This is a genomic window from Nonomuraea sp. NPDC049141 (assembly GCF_040648415.1).
Taxonomy (GTDB): Bacteria; Actinomycetota; Actinomycetes; order Streptosporangiales; family Streptosporangiaceae; genus Nonomuraea.
Map to the genome: position 1 here is coordinate 194,321 of NZ_JBEZDR010000025.1, position 17,341 is coordinate 211,661.

20 protein-coding genes are annotated in these 17,341 nt (G+C 62.8%); 13 read left to right on the top strand and 7 right to left on the bottom strand.

Annotation, left to right across the window (positions count from 1 at the left end; genetic code table 11):
- Window positions 1-663 (top strand): GDSL-type esterase/lipase family protein, encoded by a 663-nt coding sequence (locus AB0B91_RS51305; protein ID WP_358337747.1) that lies wholly within the window; start codon window positions 1-3, stop codon window positions 661-663.
- A 67-nt stretch (window positions 664-730) separates the two neighbouring features.
- On the opposite strand, the gene AB0B91_RS51310 is transcribed toward AB0B91_RS51305, so the two are convergent.
- Window positions 731-1,204, bottom strand: a complete 474-nt coding sequence (locus tag AB0B91_RS51310; RefSeq protein ID WP_358337750.1) for a hypothetical protein — start codon at window positions 1,202-1,204, stop codon at window positions 731-733.
- Between the two features lie 209 nt (window positions 1,205-1,413).
- Complete coding sequence (locus AB0B91_RS51315) at window positions 1,414-1,815, bottom strand: hypothetical protein (RefSeq protein WP_358337753.1); 402 nt, start codon at window positions 1,813-1,815, stop codon at window positions 1,414-1,416.
- Window positions 1,816-2,114: 299 nt separating this feature from the next.
- Here AB0B91_RS51315 and AB0B91_RS51320 point away from each other — a divergent pair, with 299 nt between their 5' ends.
- From AB0B91_RS51320 to AB0B91_RS51335, 4 genes are all read left to right on the top strand, one after another.
- Window positions 2,115-2,897 carry a DUF899 domain-containing protein gene (locus tag AB0B91_RS51320; RefSeq protein ID WP_358337756.1) on the top strand — a complete coding sequence of 261 codons (783 nt, stop codon included), beginning with the start codon at window positions 2,115-2,117 and terminating at the stop codon, window positions 2,895-2,897.
- Window positions 2,898-3,312: 415 nt separating this feature from the next.
- A complete protein-coding gene (locus tag AB0B91_RS51325) occupies window positions 3,313-3,573 on the top strand; it encodes a VOC family protein (protein WP_358337818.1) in 261 nt (86 codons plus the stop codon).
- A 75-nt stretch (window positions 3,574-3,648) separates the two neighbouring features.
- Complete coding sequence (locus tag AB0B91_RS51330; protein ID WP_358337759.1) at window positions 3,649-3,846, top strand: hypothetical protein; 198 nt, start codon at window positions 3,649-3,651, stop codon at window positions 3,844-3,846.
- Window positions 3,847-4,029: 183 nt separating this feature from the next.
- Window positions 4,030-5,994, top strand: a complete 1,965-nt coding sequence (locus AB0B91_RS51335) for a right-handed parallel beta-helix repeat-containing protein (protein ID WP_358337765.1) — start codon at window positions 4,030-4,032, stop codon at window positions 5,992-5,994.
- A 581-nt stretch (window positions 5,995-6,575) separates the two neighbouring features.
- Here AB0B91_RS51335 and AB0B91_RS51340 read toward each other — a convergent pair.
- Window positions 6,576-7,007: a hypothetical protein gene (locus AB0B91_RS51340; RefSeq protein ID WP_358337768.1), complete on the bottom strand. Its 432-nt coding sequence runs from the start codon at window positions 7,005-7,007 to the stop codon at window positions 6,576-6,578.
- Between the two features lie 182 nt (window positions 7,008-7,189).
- Between AB0B91_RS51340 and AB0B91_RS51345 the strand changes: the two genes are divergently transcribed.
- Entirely contained in the window at window positions 7,190-7,855 is a 666-nt protein-coding gene (locus tag AB0B91_RS51345) for a hypothetical protein (protein WP_358337771.1), read from the top strand.
- A gap of 202 nt (window positions 7,856-8,057) precedes the next feature.
- On the opposite strand, the gene AB0B91_RS51350 is transcribed toward AB0B91_RS51345, so the two are convergent.
- The 3 genes from AB0B91_RS51350 to AB0B91_RS51360 all read right to left on the bottom strand — a co-directional run bounded on the left by AB0B91_RS51350 (window position 8,058) and on the right by AB0B91_RS51360 (window position 9,416).
- On the bottom strand, window positions 8,058-8,684 hold the full coding sequence (locus tag AB0B91_RS51350) for an NAD(P)H-binding protein (RefSeq protein ID WP_358337774.1): 627 nt from the start codon (window positions 8,682-8,684) through the stop codon (window positions 8,058-8,060).
- Between the two features lie 46 nt (window positions 8,685-8,730).
- Window positions 8,731-9,192 carry an SgcJ/EcaC family oxidoreductase gene (locus tag AB0B91_RS51355; RefSeq protein ID WP_358337777.1) on the bottom strand — a complete coding sequence of 154 codons (462 nt, stop codon included), beginning with the start codon at window positions 9,190-9,192 and terminating at the stop codon, window positions 8,731-8,733.
- A gap of 68 nt (window positions 9,193-9,260) precedes the next feature.
- Window positions 9,261-9,416, bottom strand: a complete 156-nt coding sequence (locus tag AB0B91_RS51360; protein WP_358337780.1) for a hypothetical protein — start codon at window positions 9,414-9,416, stop codon at window positions 9,261-9,263.
- Between the two features lie 93 nt (window positions 9,417-9,509).
- On the opposite strand from AB0B91_RS51360, the gene AB0B91_RS51365 reads away from it, so the two are divergent.
- Window positions 9,510-9,968: a MarR family transcriptional regulator gene (locus tag AB0B91_RS51365; protein ID WP_358337783.1), complete on the top strand. Its 459-nt coding sequence runs from the start codon at window positions 9,510-9,512 to the stop codon at window positions 9,966-9,968.
- Between the two features lie 388 nt (window positions 9,969-10,356).
- Here the strand turns inward: AB0B91_RS51365 and AB0B91_RS51370 are convergent, their stop codons facing one another.
- The gene (locus tag AB0B91_RS51370; RefSeq protein WP_358337786.1) at window positions 10,357-11,037 is read right to left on the bottom strand and encodes an RNA polymerase sigma factor; all 681 of its coding nucleotides are present in this window, start codon (window positions 11,035-11,037) and stop codon (window positions 10,357-10,359) included.
- 72 nt (window positions 11,038-11,109) lie between these two features.
- Between AB0B91_RS51370 and AB0B91_RS51375 the strand changes: the two genes are divergently transcribed.
- From AB0B91_RS51375 to AB0B91_RS51400, 6 genes are all read left to right on the top strand, one after another.
- Complete coding sequence (locus tag AB0B91_RS51375) at window positions 11,110-11,472, top strand: helix-turn-helix domain-containing protein (protein WP_358337789.1); 363 nt, start codon at window positions 11,110-11,112, stop codon at window positions 11,470-11,472.
- A 112-nt stretch (window positions 11,473-11,584) separates the two neighbouring features.
- A complete protein-coding gene (locus AB0B91_RS51380; protein ID WP_358337791.1) occupies window positions 11,585-12,112 on the top strand; it encodes a hypothetical protein in 528 nt (175 codons plus the stop codon).
- A 910-nt stretch (window positions 12,113-13,022) separates the two neighbouring features.
- A complete protein-coding gene (locus AB0B91_RS51385) occupies window positions 13,023-13,658 on the top strand; it encodes a hypothetical protein (RefSeq protein WP_358337794.1) in 636 nt (211 codons plus the stop codon).
- A gap of 6 nt (window positions 13,659-13,664) precedes the next feature.
- The gene (locus AB0B91_RS51390; protein WP_358337821.1) at window positions 13,665-14,930 is read left to right on the top strand and encodes a DNA integrity scanning protein DisA nucleotide-binding domain protein; all 1,266 of its coding nucleotides are present in this window, start codon (window positions 13,665-13,667) and stop codon (window positions 14,928-14,930) included.
- 184 nt (window positions 14,931-15,114) lie between these two features.
- Window positions 15,115-15,342, top strand: coding sequence for a UTRA domain-containing protein (locus tag AB0B91_RS51395; RefSeq protein ID WP_358337825.1), 228 nt, complete (start codon window positions 15,115-15,117; stop codon window positions 15,340-15,342).
- A gap of 48 nt (window positions 15,343-15,390) precedes the next feature.
- On the top strand, window positions 15,391-15,840 hold the full coding sequence (locus AB0B91_RS51400; protein ID WP_358337797.1) for a DNA adenine methylase: 450 nt from the start codon (window positions 15,391-15,393) through the stop codon (window positions 15,838-15,840).
- Window positions 15,841-17,341: the final 1,501 nt, after the last annotated feature.

The following is a 17,341-nucleotide window of genomic DNA, read 5'->3' on the forward strand; positions in this document are numbered from 1 at the left end:
ATGACAATCACCCTCCGACCGGGAAGCACCGTAATGTTCACCGGCGATTCGGTCACCGACTGCCAACGACTTGAGAGCGAAGACCGTCTCGGGTTCGGCTACCCGCTGCGCGTCGCGGGAGAGTGGGGACTCCGGCACCCGGACAGGCCCGTGACCTGGCTGAACACCGCCATGGCCGGCGACAAGGTGATGGACCTCGAAGCCCGATGGCAGGCGGACGTGCTCGACGCGCGCCCGGACGTGGTGTCGATCCTCGTCGGCGGCAACGACGTGGCCTGGCACACGTACGACCCGGACGGCTACGTGATCTCCGCGGAGGAGTACGCGGCGGGTTACGACCGCCTGCTCGCGCCCCTCGCCGAGGCCGGCGCCGAACTCATCCTCATCGAGACGTTCCTCCTGCCGATCAGCGGAAGCGTCGAGGTCGGCGACGTGTACGTCGGCGAGAAGGAGCGAAAGGAATGGCGCGCCGACCTGGACCCGAAGATCCAGGTCGTGCGCGAGCTCGCCCGCAAGTACGGCGCGCACCTGCTCGCCGCCGACGGCATGTTCGCCGAACTCGCCGCGACGACCGGGCCGGAGTACTGGGCCGCGGACGGCGCGCACCCGACGCCGGCCGGTCACGCCGCACTCGCGGCGGCCTGGCTGCGCCTGGTCGCGTGACCGTGCCTCGCGATCGTCCGTGACACCGACGATCGTGAGGCGATCCAGGCCATGCCGGCGCAGAGGACTACGGCAACGTTCCCCCGGGCGTGCCCGTCTCCTCACGCCGAACCAGCGTCAAAAACATGACCAGCACCGCACCCGCCAAATAGTGCAGGATCGGCCCGGACTCCACGATTTTCCAACCCCCGAAACGGAGGGTGTCCATACACCCATCCATGACGACCTGGATGGCGAACGGAATCGTGAATACCCCGGCGATCATCACGAACAACGCCGCCGTCAGCCACCCGGCGATTGTCCCCCACCTTCCCCGAAGGGCGAGAGTCGCGCTCAGGCCAAACGCCATCACCGCGGTGGGCCAGCCGTTCATCTCCGCCGATATGGTCTGCCCGTTGATATCTATCAGCCAGCCGACATTCGCGAAGGGGTAGTCGGCACATGAGAAGCGGAGGAAGCTCCGCGTCGAGTAGGCCGGTCCTTCGGGGAAGTATCGCCAGACGGTACGCAAGGCGGGAGCCGCCAGCGCCGCCAGGGTCAACAAAGGCACCCCCCAGCGCGGGGGAACCACCGGTAACGGAAGCAAGAGGGCCGCCACGTGGTCGTAGATGGAGGCGCCCAGCCTAGATCATCTCTGGCGGGGACGGCGGAATGTGCCCTTCGGCAGGATCGTGTTCATCCCTGACCCGGCACGCCGCCGTGTCAACGGGGTCCGGAGCGGACCCCGGTGACGAGCAGGTCGGCATGTCATCAAGCGGCGTCGAGGGCTTCGGTGATCTTGCGGGCCATCTCGGCCATGGTGGGGCTGGGCTCGCCCTGGTGAGTGCGGGCTGCTTCGATGGCGACGGTGACGGTGCCGCGGAAGTTGTCGGCTTCTGCCGGATCCTGCTGGTTCAGCAGGCGCATGGCGGCGGTCAGGGCCGGGAGCACCTGGTCGGCGAGTTCGGCCACGGATTTGCCGTACTTCACGCCCTTGGGCGCCTTGGTGAGCACGTGCCCGACCAGGCCGGTCGCGGAGGTCAGGGCGATGGAGCCGTGGGTGGCGACCTTGTGAGCCGAGCCGGCGGCACCGGCGGCCGACATCAGCGAGACGGCGCCCCATGCGGCGATCCGCAGGGTGAGCTTGTCCTGGTCGGAAAGGGTGACGGACATGATGGTGTGCTCCTTCAGATTGGATGGACGGCTGGTGGACCGCGTCCTGTTGGCCGCGATCGCTGAACCGTTCATGGGTCAACCATCGCCGACCGCTCTGATACCGGACCGTCGCTGCCCTGACACGGCCACTGACACGACACCGCACGGTCAACGGGCTGGTCAGCTGGGTCGAGGGCGCCCCGCGAGGGGCTCGGTGGCACGCGCGATGAGTTTCGGCCGGGTCGCGGGTCTGTTCAGCTGACCGTCGAAGGGCGTCGCACGACGCTGTCCGGCACGAGAACACCACGGAGGACACCATGACGACCACGCCGAATGACCCGACCACCGCGCTGCCCGGCCGCCCGCCCATCGTCGACCTGGCCACCTGGCAGGCCGCCCGCGACGAGCTCCTGGTCCGCGAGAAGGCCCACACCCGCGAGGGCGACGCCATCGCCGCGGCCCGCCGCCGGCTGCCGATGGTGGAGCTCGACGGGACGGTCGAGGTCGTCGGACCTGACGGCCCGGTCCCGTTCCTGGACCTGTTCCAGGGCCGCGACGAGCTCGTGGTCTACAAGCACATGTGGCACGACGGCGCGCCGCACCAGGGGCAGTGCGAGGGCTGCACCACCGTGGCCTGGCACCTGAAGGACGCCGTCTACCTCAACGCCCGCGGTGTCTCGTTCGCCATCCTGACCACGGGCCCGTGGGACGAGGTGGTCTCCTACGTCGAGTTCATGGGCTACACCCAGCCCTGGTACTCGGTGCGCGACGTGGATGCTCCGGTCGGCGGCAGCATGGGTTACCTCACCTGCTTCCTGCGCGACGGCGACCGCGTGTTCCTCACCTACTCCACGACGGGCCGTGGCAACGAGGCGGTCGCCGGGTCCTTCAGCCTGCTCGACATGACGCCCTACGGCCGTGGCGAAGCGTGGGAGGACAAGCCCGAGGGCTGGCCCGAGGGGCGCCACCCGTGCTGGTACTGGCGCTCGGACGCGGACGGGAACGCCACCTGGGGCCCGACCAGCCGCCCCGTGCCGCAGTGGACCCGCCCCGGCGCGACCCCCGTGGAGACCCTCGGCCGGCACGACCACCACCACTGACAGGCACGTCGGTCATGATCTTGACAATAGATCGCAACATGTCCGGATCATCGGTCTCGATCTGCCTCGCCGGCCGCTGCGCGGGCGTCACACTGTTGTCCACGGCCATCGCCCTGTTCTCCTTCGATCTTGAACTGCGCACTCGAAGGCTCACGCGATGGCCGTCCCCATTTCCCGACGTCATGCCTGCCACCAGGTCAGAAGGGCGTGGTTGGCATCATCGGGGGGAGTAGCGTGATCGCGTGGAACAGCGAATCACTCTGATCACGCTGGGGGTCTCCGATCTCGCTCGCGCCAAGGGCTTTTACGAGGCCTGGGCTGGCGGGGGCAAGAAGTCGAGGAGACCGTCTTCTTCCAGGCCGGCGGCCTAGGACTGATCCTGTGGGGTCGCGACAAACTCGCGAAGGACTGCGGCCTGGAGCCTGGGCCGGCGGTCGGTTTCGGCGGGATCGCCCTGGCACACAACGTCCGGTCCGATGCGGAGGTCGATGCTCTGCTCGCGGCAGTGGAGCGGGCTGGTGGAACCATCACCAAGCCCGCGACCATCAACGCGATTGGGTTCTACTCCGGTGCCTTCGTCGATCCGGATGGCCACGCCTGGGAGATCGCGCACAATCCCGGGTTCCCCCTCGCCGAGGACGGTTCGATCACCCTTCCTGATTTCGGCGACCTCTAGCGCTCTTTGGTGGTCTGGGGAAACCGGCCGTCTCGTGGCCACGTCAGGCAGCGGCGATGACGTGCTGGCCACGAGGTGGTCGACACGCCTCGCATCACGTGGGTGGTCGTGATCGCGGCACTGACGACGGTTGTGGTCCTGCGCAGGCTCGATATCGACCCGTGGCCTGCGCTGGCGGTCGTCGTGGTCACCCTCGCCGCGGTGGGCCTCCTCGACGGCCGGTTACGCAGGCCTGGCCTGCGACAGGTACGGAGCCTGCCTCGCCCACGCTGAAGGACGAGGGGACATCTCAGGGACGGTGATGTCTGTCGCTGTCCCTGATCAGCCGGACGCCGGCATCCACCCGCAGTCCTCTTTCAGCGTTTGATCTTAAGGGCCGACGCGAGCTGGTTACAGTGGCGACGGCCAGCAGTCAAATGCAGTTAAGGCTGGCCAAAAATCGGGAGGAGAACAGGCATGCGAAGAACCTGGCCGGTGGCGTTGGTGGCCCTCGCCACGATTGTCATGAGCGGCGCGACGCCGGCGAGTGGCGACGCGGTCGATTCGGCAACCAATTCGACGACGGCAACGGCAGCGGTCTGCGGCAGCTCGACACTGAACGGCCCGACCACACCGCCCGCCGGCGCGGTCGTGGTCCCTGCGGGCGACAACAGCGGCGTGGACTTACGCAAGGCGAACACCACGTACTACTTCGAGACCGGCACGCACACGCTGGGCACCGACCAGTACTCCCAGATCATGCCCGGCACCGGCGCGACGTTCATCGGCGCGCCCGGCGCGGTACTGGACGGGCAGCGGCGGAACCTGTTCGCGTTCACTCAGGGGGCGACCGGCGTCACGATCCAGTACCTGACCATCACCGGGTTCGTCGCACCGCACGATCAGGGTGTGGTCAACCACGACTCCGGCGACGGCTGGGTCGTGGAGCACAACACGATCCGTGACAACTCCGGTGCGGGGCTGATGGCCGGGGCCACGAACAAGATCCGTGGCAACTGCTTGAAGGACAACGGGCAGTACGGACTGAACGCGTACAAAGCCGGCAACACCATCACCGGCCTGGTTGTGGCGGACAACGAGTTCACCGGCAACAACACCGAGGACTGGGAGCACCAGATCCCTGGGTGCGGATGTACCGGCGGGATGAAGTTCTGGGCGGTGAACGGTGCCGACGTGACCGGCAACTGGGTCCACGGCAACCACGGGCCGGGGGTCTGGGCGGACACCAACAACAACGACTTCCTCATCGAGAACAACCTCATTGAGAGCAACGACTCGCTCGCGATCTTCTACGAGATCAGCTACAACGCCGTGATCCGGAACAACACCATCCGCGGCAACGCCTGGGCCTCCGGTTCAGAGCGGGCAACGAAGGGCGACCCGTTCCCCGAAGCGGCGATCTACCTGTCCGAGGCGGATGGTGAGCCCCGCGTGAAAGCGCGGACCAGCAAGATCGAGATCACCGGCAACCGGTTGGAGAACAACTGGGGCGGGATCACCGCGTGGGCGAACGCCGACCGGTTCTGCAACAGCCCAGCCTCGACGACCAGCGACTGCACGCTGATCGTCGGGCCGACCAACACCTCGCAGTGCTCGGATCCTGCCATCGCCAGCGAGCCGCTCTACACCAACTGCCGCTGGTGGACGAAGAACGTCGACATCCACCACAACACGTTCGCCTTCGACCCCAGTGCCGTCAACGGCGGCTGCCCGACGCAGTACTGCGGACACATGGCCCTGCTGTCCAACTGGGGCACCTACCCAGCCTGGTCCCCGTACAAGGGCGCCGTGATCCAGCAGTCGATCGTCCACGAGTCGAACAACTCCTGGCACGACAACACCTACACAGGACCGTGGCAGTTCAGGGTCACCGACATGGGCACTCGCATCGCGCCCGGGCAGTGGGTCGGCCCCCAGTACGGCCAGGACGCCGGCAGCACGTTCGACGGCGGCACGCCCGTCCCGCCGTCGATCACCGAGCAGGACTTCGAGTCTTCGACGACCTCGCCCTATACCCCGTGGTACGGGGCCAGTCTGGCGCACCAGACCGGCGGCGCGCATGGTGGCACAGGCTCGCTGCAGATGACCAGCAGCCAGGCGTCTGGCAGCGCGGTGCAGCTTGACAACTTCCCCGGATACAGCGGTGTGGTCGCCGGTACGAGCTACCGCGTGTCGCTGTGGTACCGGGAGGCCGTGGCGACCATGCCTGCCGTCACGTGGAATGTGCGGTGGCGCGACGAGTCCGGCACGGTGCTGCGTACCGACGCCATCTCCCTGGCCCAGAAGACCGCCTGGACCGAAGCGGCCGGCACGTTCACCGCGCCCGCGGGCACGACCCGCGTCGACTGGACCTTTGTCTGGAACGCGAGCACCGCCGGGCCGGCGTTCCAGATCGATGATCTGGCAATCCGTACCGGGTAGCTTCAAGCAAAAGACCTGAAGAACGCGAGCCCGGTGCCGGCGGCTCCGCCCGCCTTCCTGAGACGATCTCGCCCGGACAAGCCGCAGGACTCCGCATGAACTCCGGAGCCCTGCGGCTTGTCCGCGCAATCCCACAGATGAACGCCGCAGTCATCCACCCAGCGATGGCGCCCCGCCTTCGCCGAAAGGCGATAGTCGCACTCAGACCGAGCGCCATCACCGCGGTGGGCCAACCGTTGATCTCCGCGGACACGGTTGCCCAGCTGATCTCTACCAGCCAGCCGACATCCGTAAGGACCGCGGCTCACCACTCAAAGGGCAGGCAGAGCCCGTCCAGTAGTAGACCGGCTCTTCGGGGAAGCCCCACCAGGCGGTACGCGAGGCGGGAGCCGCCAGCGCCGCCAGGGTCAACAAGGACAACCCCCAGCGCGGGGGAATCGCCGGTAACGGGAGCACGAGGGCCGCCACTTGGTCGTAGATCGAGGCGCCCAGCCTAGATCATCTCCGGGGAGCCCTCAGCTTGGCCGCGCATTGGCCGTGGCGACTCCGGATCAAGCCCCCACTGGGCACGGCCGGCCGGCTCAGCTGCAGCGCGCGACGCGGGTGACGGAATACGGCTTGTAGACAGCGGCGTAGAACTTCTTCTTGCCCTTGGTGTGGGCGTTGACCGTCATGCAACGGTACTTGGCGGCCTTGTCGCCGACCGAGCCCTTCCTCACGAACATGATCTTGGCGCTGACCTTGTGGCTGCAGTGGTTGTTGAAGTAGATGGTCGCGCTCGTGTTGCCCTCACCCCACGAGTAGTTGGCCCACTTGCCTCTGGGCTTGGAGCAACGGATGCTGTCGCGCTCGACCCCGGCTCGAGCCGACACGGTGGTGGCCTTCGTCCCGGCGGTCTCCGTGCTCGTCCGTGCGGTGCCTGCCTGTGCGGAAGCTGCGGTTGCCGGAGTCAGCAGCATGGCCGTCGTGGCGGCGGAGCTGAGCAGAACGGATGTGAGCTTCTTGCGGTACATGCTTCAACCTCATAAGAGCAAAGATCTTGACCGAATCAACCGTATCGGCCATCCCAATACTCTGTAAAATCGAGATTGTCTGCCCGTCAAGCAGCCTGTTCGCCACCAGGCTGGCGGGACCTGGAGGGCGAAGAGTTGGAGAAACTGCGGCGTACCTGGCCACCAGCGGCGTCCCCAACGAGATGACAATCAACGCCATCACCACTGCGGAGCCGCACGCGGCGTCCAAGAGCCGTGACAGCATGTCCGACGCCCTCTCCACGGTCCTCCCGGCTCTGACCAAGGAGACGCCCGGTGGCCCCGACGCCAACACCCTCCGTCGAGCCCTGCGCAAGTACGCCTTGCTGCCGGAGGGCAAACGGCCGACCGCTCCCCCGGACATGGCCGAAGCCATTCGATGGCTGGAGTCGGCATCCCTCGACATCCAGGACCTCAGCGAGACCAAGGTCATACGCCCGGCGCTCGATGCCCTGGCGTTGTGCCTGGACGGGACGAAAGCGGGCGCCAACACCGTCAAGCGGAAGCGGGCCGTCCTCCACAACGTGCTGGAGTACGCCGTGGAGTTGGAGGAGTTGCCCTCCAATCCGCTACACCGCGTCAAGTGGTCGCCTCCCAAGACGACCGAGACGGTAGCCCCCCGCGTGGTCGTCAACCCTCGCCGGGCTCGCGAACTGCTAGTGGCGGCCACTTATGGCGGCAAGCGCGGGCGAGGCGCGCGGGGACGTGGGCAGCACCTCATGGCCCTGTTCGCCTGCATGTACTTCGCCGCCCTGCGACCGGCCGAGGCGGTCAGTCTGCGCAAGGAATCAAGGCTGCGAGCCGTCCTGGAGGGCCTTGCCCTCCGATGAGACGAGGAATCATCTGGGGCTCGGCGAGCCTCCCCAATCGGGCTTGATCGTAGACGAGAACAGCCACAGTCCGGAGTGCCTGCCCCCGGGTCGAGGCCTTCATTGGATGCGAGGAGCGAACTGCGGAGAATCTGGAACGCTCTGGCGTTCTGGCGCTGGATGGCGATTCGGAGGTCTCAGACCATCGGAACCTCTGGGAGCCTCAGGATGAGATGGCGACCGCGGTGCGGTGGGTGCGGGGGTCGTCGATCGCGGCGAGGATGAAGGCGGCGAGGTCGGCTCGGGCGGTGGTGGGGCCGACTTTGGCGGTGGCGCCGATGGAGATGCGGGGGCGGCCGGTGGCGGGCTGGTCGGTCAGCCGGGTCGGGCGCACCGAGGTGTAGTTCAGGTCGCTGGTCGTGAGGAGTTCCTCCATGCGGGCCATGTCGGCGTAGGTGTGCCGCATGACGCGGTGCAGCAGGCGCGCGGCCAGACGTGTGCCGGGACCGGCGTCGGCGGGGATGCCGAGGCCGGCCGACGAGATCACGATGAGTCGCCGTCCGGGCTCGAGGGCGGAAATCATCTCAGTGGTGCCGGCCGAGTAGACGGTGGTGGGCCCGCGCCCGGTCGCGCCGAGCGCGGAGATCACCACGTCGTGGTCGTCCAGTGCCCCCTGGAGCCAACCGGAGGTGAGGACGTCAGCGCGGAGGAACGTCAGGTGAGGCCGAGCCGGACCGAGGTTCTCGGGTCTGCGCGCGATGGCGGTGACGTGGTGCCCAGCGGACAGGGCGTTTGCCACGATGATCTGCCCGGTGCGTCCGGTGGCGCCGATGACGGCGATGGAGGCCATGGTGAAGCGTTCTCCAGGGGTTCTGTGCGGTCGCAATGGCAGGGTGTCACTGGGTGGCGGCGGGCTTGGTGGCAGGTTGGGCGCGGAAGGAGATGGCCTCCATCAGCGAGCGTCGCTTGGTCTTCTGGACCGCGGCGATCCGCCAGCGTCCGTCGACCTCGCGGACGAGGATGTAGGTGGCGAGCTTGCCGAGCTTCTTCGGCTTGCCCTTGGAGACCTCGCCGCGGGTGACGACGACGGCGGTGTCGGCGCCGTATCGGCGGATGTCGAGGATCTCCATGGTCAGCCGGGTGCCCTTAAGGAAGCTGTCGAACAGCGCCTGGTGGGCGCGGCCGATCTCCTCGGCGCCGTGGTAGACGGTTCCAACGAACGTGACGTCGGTGGCGTCGGCGGTGAAGCACGCGCCGTAGGCGGTGCCGTCGCTGCGGTCCCAGGCGTCGCTGGACTGCTGCAGCAGGGCGCGGATGGCGGTGAGGTCGGCCTGTGCATCGGTGCTGGTGGCGTTCATTGAGGTGGTTCCCTTCTGGATGGTTCGGTTCTGGGCGGATGGGATGTGCGGGCGGGTGCGCGTCAAGGTCACTTCTCGGCCTCGGGCTTGGTTGCGCCGCCTGCGGCCAGCCCGGGCGTCAGGGCCGTGACGCCCAGCGTGCGCTTGATCCGCCGCCGACGGCGCGGTGGAACAGTGAGGTCGGTGGTATCGACCTTGGGCTGGACGGACGTGACGGCGCTCATGCCGATCCCCTTCTCTATGATAGCTTCTTAGAAGAAGTTACTTCTTTGAAGATTTCTCTTCTCTGAAGAAGAGATTAGGCTGAGGAGGATCTCGTGTCAACACCCCAGGTGCCCTCGAACGCGAGCCGGGTCTATCGCCGTTACCTGAGCGCGGTGCTGCTGCACGGCCACGCCAGCGCGAGGGCGTGCGACCTGGGAGCGACCGATCTGTACGCGTTGAACATCCTGGAGCTGGCGGGGCCGATGACCCCCGGGGAATTGGGCACCCGCACCGGCCTGACGACCGGGCCCACCACCCGGCTCATCGACCGGTTGGAGCAGGCCGGCTACGTACGCCGGGAACCCGCACCGGATGACCGCCGCAAAGTGATCGTCGAGCCCATCGGCAAACCTGCCGGGCTGGACGAGATCATGGCCCCGGCCCGGCAGAAGGTCGCCGAGATTCTCCGGGGATACTCGCCTGAACAGCTCGACGTCCTCTTCGACTACTTCAGCCGGGCCGCCGACGCCTACCAGCAGGCCGCCGAAGAACTGCGAAGCAGCACTCTATGACTGAGCCTTTTCAAGCTGACCGCGAACCAGCATCGACGGGCAGGAGGGGATCGTGAACCAGCGGATCGAGGACGCGCTTGCCGCCTGACATCTCACGACGAGCGACCAATGAGCTCCGGATCACCCTCCGGCCCTTCGGCGTTGCCGGGCTCGGATCGTTCCGTGACTATTCCGGATCAAGGTGTCCGACCTGGGGAAACACCCCGTGATCCATTCCGCGTATATTCCGACCAGCTACAAACGGCGGCTCAGAGCGGCCTACGGCTGCCTACTCCTGAAATGCAAAGAGGCCCTTAAGGGGCCTCTGAGCTGGTGTTCTGCTGGTGGCAGGTGCAAGGTTCGCACTTGCGTAGGCTGAGCCGACGGTTTTACAGGGCGTCGCTGCTCATCACCTGGCAGCCCCTTTGAGCTGCGAAGGTGCCGCGTTCAACTCCTCCCCTGCGAGCTGCCTTCCGGGTATATTCCGGATCTTGCACCTCCAGCCCTGCCCAGCTTCTCCTCTGACACCAACCCCGCTGCCCTGTGGGACTGGATGAGGAACGAACCCCGGCCCGGCACTCAGCAGCGTCGCCAGGCGGCGTTTGGCGCGAGAGGTGCGCGTGCCGACCGTGCCGACCGGGATGTTGAGACGCTCGGCGATCTCTCTTTGGGTGAGGTCGTCGAAGTAGGCCAGGCGCAGGACGTCGCGTTCCTCGAAGGGAAGCCGGTCAAGGGCGATCCGCACACAGGGGACCGCGTCAGGCGCCGGCTCCTCGGCCGGGATGTCGTCGTCCATCAGGGGAGCGGCGGACAGATGCGGCCGCTCCCTGCGCCAGACGTCGATCGCGGCCTTCCGGGTGATCGAATACAGCCACGGGCGCAGCTCCCGTACCGGATCGAATCGGTGGGCGGCGCGCCAGGCGCGCACGAACGCGAGCTGTACGGCCTCGGCCGCCAGCTCGTGATCGCCCAGCAGCCGGTACGCCAGCGCCGACATGGGGCGCGAGTGAAGGCGGTACACCTCCGCGAGTGCCCGCTCGCTGCCTGCCTGGAAGCGTTCGCTGAGCGAACGGTCAAAATACGAAGTCATGAGATCTCCCCCGATATACGTTCGCCACCCAGGATGCGGGCCGACGGCGGCCGGGCGTAAGGAGGCACTCTCATGTCAGTAGGGCACACGGGAGTATGTGACGAGGTCCGGGAACTGCTGGAGCGGCTCGGCGACCGATGGTCGATCTATGTCCTCTACGAGCTGTCGGGCGGCGTGCGCCGGTTCAGCCAGCTCCAGCGGGCGATTCCCGGCGTTTCGCAACGGATGTTGACGCTCACGCTGCGCCGCCTGGCAGAGCAGGGGCTCATCTCGCGGACCGTCTACGCCACGGTCCCGCCGCAGGTCGAGTATGAGATGACCGATCTCGGACGGAGTCTGGGCACCGCGGTTCTCGGACTCGTCACCTGGCTGGAGCAGAACGGAGAGATTCTCGAACGGGTCCGCGAACAGTTTGCGCAGGCCCATGCCAGCTGACGGGCGGAGTGGGCGGTGAGTGTGTCGAATTACCGGTAGTGAAGCGGAGCGGGGGGCCAAGCGCGTACTGCGGCGTGTCAACGACTCCACATCACGAACGGAAACCACAGTCATGATCAAGACACTCATCGGTGCCCTCGCCGTCGGCGGGGCCCTCTTGACCGCCGCACCCGCGAACGCCGCCACGTACATCGAGTTCGAGAACGACAGCAGCGCCTTCGACCTGGTGATGTCGGCCACGAGCGTGACCAACGGCGCATCTGTGGGCCTGGCCACCGACAACAACGCCACCCTGGGCCAGTGGCGTGAGGAGATCGTGGGCACCGCGATCGACGGCCTCGCCCAGCGCAGGTTCGTCCTGCGGGCCAGCGAGGGCAGCGTGGCCGGTCCGCTCTGCCTGGCTGTCAATGACAACATCCAGCCCGGCCAGGCGCTCGGGGTCAAGGTCGCCACCTGCAACACACTCAACGCCCAGCGGTGGACGCTCCACTCGGGCGGCGTCGGCCTGGTCCGGCTGCGCAACGAGAAGTACCGGACGCACTTCATCGCCCGCGTGAGCGGTAGCCCGGAGTTCATCACGCCGCTCCAGATGACCACGGCCTTCTCCGGCAGCACCTGGGTGGAGCGGGCCAGCGGCTGACCCTCTGCTCGGTCTGGCGCGCCGACCAGCGGGGAGTCAGGGAGCTGTCTCCGCGGGCTCGCGGGTGCCAGGCCGAGCATTCGGGTGGTGATCCGGTGCAGGTGGGTGCGAAAGCGCGCCACGCTTCTCTCGCCCTCGGAGAAGCCGGCGGGGGTGAGCTCATCGTGGCATAACGCACGAAAATGATGACGGTCCAGGCGATGCCAACGGGCTCCGGATCGCCCTCCGGGCCTTTCGGCGTTGCCGGGCTCTGATCGTTCCGTGACCGTTCCGGATCAAGGGGTCCGACCTGGGACACCCCATGATCCATTCCGGTTATATTCCGGGACCAGCTACAAACAGCGGCTCAACGCGGCCTACCCCTGAAATGCAAAGAGGCCCTCAAGGGGCCTCTGAGCTGGTGTTCTGCTGGTGGCAGGTGCAAGGTTCGAACTTGCGTAGGCTGAGCCGACGGTTTTACAGGGCATCCGTAAAGTCGGCCTTGACCTGTGCTTTTACCTTCACAGGCGACTAGCTTCGCACGCATTCGACACACCCACCCACAGGAGCCCGGCTGAGGCTTCCCAACGAGACCAAATTCCCCTGGGTGACAGGACATCCAGACAGACCGCATTCGCCGCCGTATGGCGCCCCTCCGCGCCGCACCTCTTACCCATCGACCGACCTTGGCCCTCCACGCCGGAGCCTGCTTCTGTACCTCGCCAAGTTCGATCCCGCTCCCGCACTAGGTAAGAGACGACACGTACCTTGCAGCCTGGCCACCTGTATGGCTCATGTCACCGACGCACGCTTGCGCTGTAACGCTGTGCGATGTATGCCAGATATGACTATAAAGCCAGTCCAAATTCCCCGGTCCATAGTTACGCATCCTTGAATCACCGCCGTCGCACCATATCAATCATCTACTAGGATGCCTGTGCACGAATATTCTACTGACACCATTGGACGTCATCGCATCATTATTGCTGCGTGCGTTTTGATCGCGATAGGAGGAGCATATGGCCTGGGCGTACTTTACGAGAGGGTTGGCTTCACTCCTCCATGGTGGCTCGACGCGCCGGCTATCTTTGGTTGCTATGCCGCGATATGGCGTATCTATGATCAGTTCGTCTGGCGATGGACACTGTTCGGAAGAACCGTATCAGGGATTGACGATTACTCAGGCGAATGGAGTGGGATGCTACATAGCAACTATGCCCGCAATGCAGCACTGCCAATAGAGTTGAGCATCAAGCAGACCTCCAGTCGCATTCTTGTCGAGGTCAGAACGGAGACATCAAACTCCTATTCAAATATGGCAATGGCATGTTCATCCGCAGGCCGCTCTAAAGGATTGCGCTACACATACTCAAATGAGCCACGCGCGTTCGCAGCATTGAGCATGAGTCCACACTCTGGCATAGCAGAGATCCAGCTTTCTGCGGACCGTACTACACTCAGTGGACAGTATGAAAACAATCGACATCGAGGGACGTACGGGACTATCAGGGCTATGAAGGTTATTCTCCACGGAGGTAATTCTCCACGCGAAGGGAGCTCAAGTTAGTTGTCTGTGATTACCCCTAAGCGGATCGCCAGAATCAGAGACGAGCTCATCGACGAGATTGGACTAGAGCTCCCATCGATCGTGCTCGAAGAGGTCGTCTATGCGAGATATATACCGATCCACGAACTCAAGCAGCCCCAATATGGCGCAATGATTATCCCGGACAACGACTTTCTTCCATTGTTTTCCACCTTCGAGTTTGGACCATTTGAGACAAGAGATATTCAACAGTCGAGCCTCGATGTGATACGTCTTCTAGCTGATGGAAACACAATGTTCGCTGGAAAAGACGGACTGGGCAGCTACCTTCTAGAACACTCCGCAACCGAGAAAAATCTGGCAGAAATAGTTAGCAACTTCCATGCTGTGGTTGTACAGCGCACCACCAACCCAACGGAGGTGAAGATTTATCACAGAGACGGCATTTCTACCTGGAGTGGTGCGGCCTGGCACACTAGGCCATATAGCCATGACTACTCAGGAATACTGATGCACGCCGTTGATGGACTCGAAGACACCTCGCAATTCGCAATCGCGGAAGCGATCCTAGATTTTTGCATGCATACCTTGAGCGCAGCCAAAATAGGAGCAACGATTGTCTGGGACCGCGCCGAATTTGAGGCAGATTTCCGTCAATACACAGTTGACGAGGTCCGCAATGTAGACAGGTCCCAGGCCATCAACTTGCCTCCACTGCCTATATGCGACTACGGCAACCATCCAGGAATTGCTAACCTACTTGAACAATTTGACCTAGCTATGTTGATTGACAGCAATGGAATTCTACAAAGCGCTCGCGTCGGGCTAGTGTCGGGGATTTCGAGTAGATCTGTATCTACAACAGGCGGAATGAGACACAACTCCGCAATCAGGTTTTCTAACGAGGAGCAAAATGCACTCGTTTTCGTGGTGTCCCAGGACGGTCCAGTAACCGTGTTTCGTGCTGGCGAAGTTGTTATCTCTCCAGCTCATGCCTCCTACTATGTGATAGAGATGGTCAGATGTATATGCTGCGAGAAGATCGGATCCTGGCAAGAGGATAATTCTTATGCGCCCGACCCGGATTGCTTTTTCTGTCGTGGCACCGGGTTAGATTCAGACGAGGGATACCTTCTTGATATGACTCATTCCGAGTATGTAGAGAAAAGGCGCGCCTGGGACAATTTGTTCCCGTCAAGAACCGATCCACCGCATCTCTGCTTCATCTGGCGGGGAGGCGAGAGTCCTCAAATTATTTCTAGCAGGAATGCCCTGCCATCCATGGCAAGCTAGTAGCTTATGGACACTCAGCCCTTAAGTTTTTTCTCAGGTACTGGATTCGACAACAGGGAAGGCAGCTTTCATCGTGGAGACGGAGGAGTTTGGGGGCAAGCCTTCGGTCGATTCCATTCGAATCAGCGAAGTGGACGCTTCGCCCGACGTGGCGAAGCGACTAGACCTGACCACATAGGACAAGATTCTCGTACGCTCCCGTCGCTATCTGATCAACGGCCACCCTGTAGAGACGGCCGTCTCATACCTGCCTGCTGTTATCGCTACAGGACCGCGGATCGCCGAACCCGACACCGGACCGGGGGGCATCTATGCCCGACTGGAGGAGATGGGTTACCGTCTGGACCGCTTCGACGAAGAGATCAAGGCGTGCATGCCATCTACAATGAGGCCGACAGAGACGATTACTTGAAGCTTGGCTTCGCGACCTTCTACCTTAACAGAAACTAACAGATCTGGCGTGCTCAATGGAGGGCCTATTGGAGGAATGGATCAGTCTGGCAATTACAAGATTGACGCAAGATTTAATAGATCTACGCTAATTGAGCGCATCAGACTTATCGATTTATATCGCAACAGAACCACCGTCTCAAACCGCGACGGATTTGCCGCAATTGACCAATATGCCCAAGCCTCTGATGTGTTTATCTATGCCGACCCGCCATATTTTGAGAAGGCGGGAACGCTCTACATGAACTCCTTTACCGAAGCGGATCATGCAGCCTTGGCTAAATCTCTTAATAGCTTTAAGGGATCCAATTGGCTGCTTACATACGACAACGTCACTCAGGTGAAGTCTCTGTATGAAGACCGGCGCCATGAGATTATTACGCTTAGCTATTCTGCTCATCGTGTCGTGAAGGCCAAGGATATTATGGTCTTCGCGGACACATTGCGACTACCGTCCTAGTCTAGACAAGGGCTCCTGCTGCCTATGCACCAATCTCCCAGTGCTCGCTACCTGCGCTTTCCAAACAATCCGCGGCGCGGCGGCGCTGGAAATAGCTGATCCTGTATATGCCTCGAGACACTAAAGAATTCGCGCGCTCCGCCGCTTCCAGCGGCCGAAAGGAGCTCTCGCAGACATGAATGCGCAAGCTCCGCAACCTCTGGTTGCCGGTATGTCCACTCTTCCACGATGGCATGAAGAGCTGGGGAGAATTCATCATAGGTCTCAGAGGCGAAACCGGTCTGAAGTTCCAACAGCAGGCCGCTTACGGCTCTTGCCAAATGGTAACCACATACCTCCTTGTTTACAAACAAATCATCACTTGCGATCAGTTCAAAATTAAAAGCGAAGCAGGAGGGAAGACTTGCCGTGTCGTTAATCCCGTGAGGGGGATACCTACTAAAGGCGTCCTTGATCGTCCGCTCTATTGGCCCACTCTCGGGAAGTCGTATTTTTGGGTACGGACAATCCTCCTCTGACTTCAGCAGACCCTCTTGACCCCCACGGAAGATCTCATAGTTGAAATCTTGCGACCAAGGCATTGGAATCACACCTCCTGATTATTGCTCCCTGCTGAACTGTTGATGCCTCTCGAGTTGTCGGGAGACTACTTGAGAGTCTTTCGTTGGAAATGTTTCCCAGCCACAGTCGCAACAGCGGACCATTATTTCACCCCGCTGGTTGTTGAAGTAAACGAAATCGTCGTGATTAACTACCGCATTAACCTTCCTTAGATGATTCCTCCATAGTTCCCGAGGATCATCCCGAGGTGGCGATACCCTTTTAGTCCAGCCACAAGAACAGCTCGCATAAATCTTGGTCATGCCCTCAAACTCGAGATCATATGTATGCCCTTCTGGCATGATCCCTCCAAGATGGCGCGGCATTTATACGACCATGATGCAATACTAAATGCCCCAAGGGGGCTCAATCAAGCATGAGATGGCATAAATCGAACAAAAATGCCTTAATGGACTAAAGGTAAAGGGGATGCCTATACGGCGCTTAAGCTGAGTAAAATACATTGCCGTGTCGACATGCTGTATATTCGCCCAGACCAAGTATGCGCCTTCGCAACGTGCACACTGAGAAACGTTGGTGCTCTTGTCCCCCACCGTCCATACCAGCTCACGATGCTGAGTTCATCCGGAGACGTGCAGCAGCGGCCACAGTCCATCGATAGACCATTGCATGCAGTAACCCCGTGAGGGGAACCCCTTAGACCGACCGCGCCCTGGCGAACGGCCAGCTGGCGTGTGCCTTTGATGTGTCGTGTGTCGGTGGGCAGCGCCATGGAGGCACCTCAAGTTGTACACCGGTGCACACCACTGTCAGCTATTCTACAAGGGGCAGGCAGGCCTGATGGCCTAGTACGGCAGCCGCCATTTGTTAGTTGACCTGGATATATGCGGTGGTCAGGCGGGCTCGGTGATGGAACCAGCGGGCGCGTGCTTGATGGCGG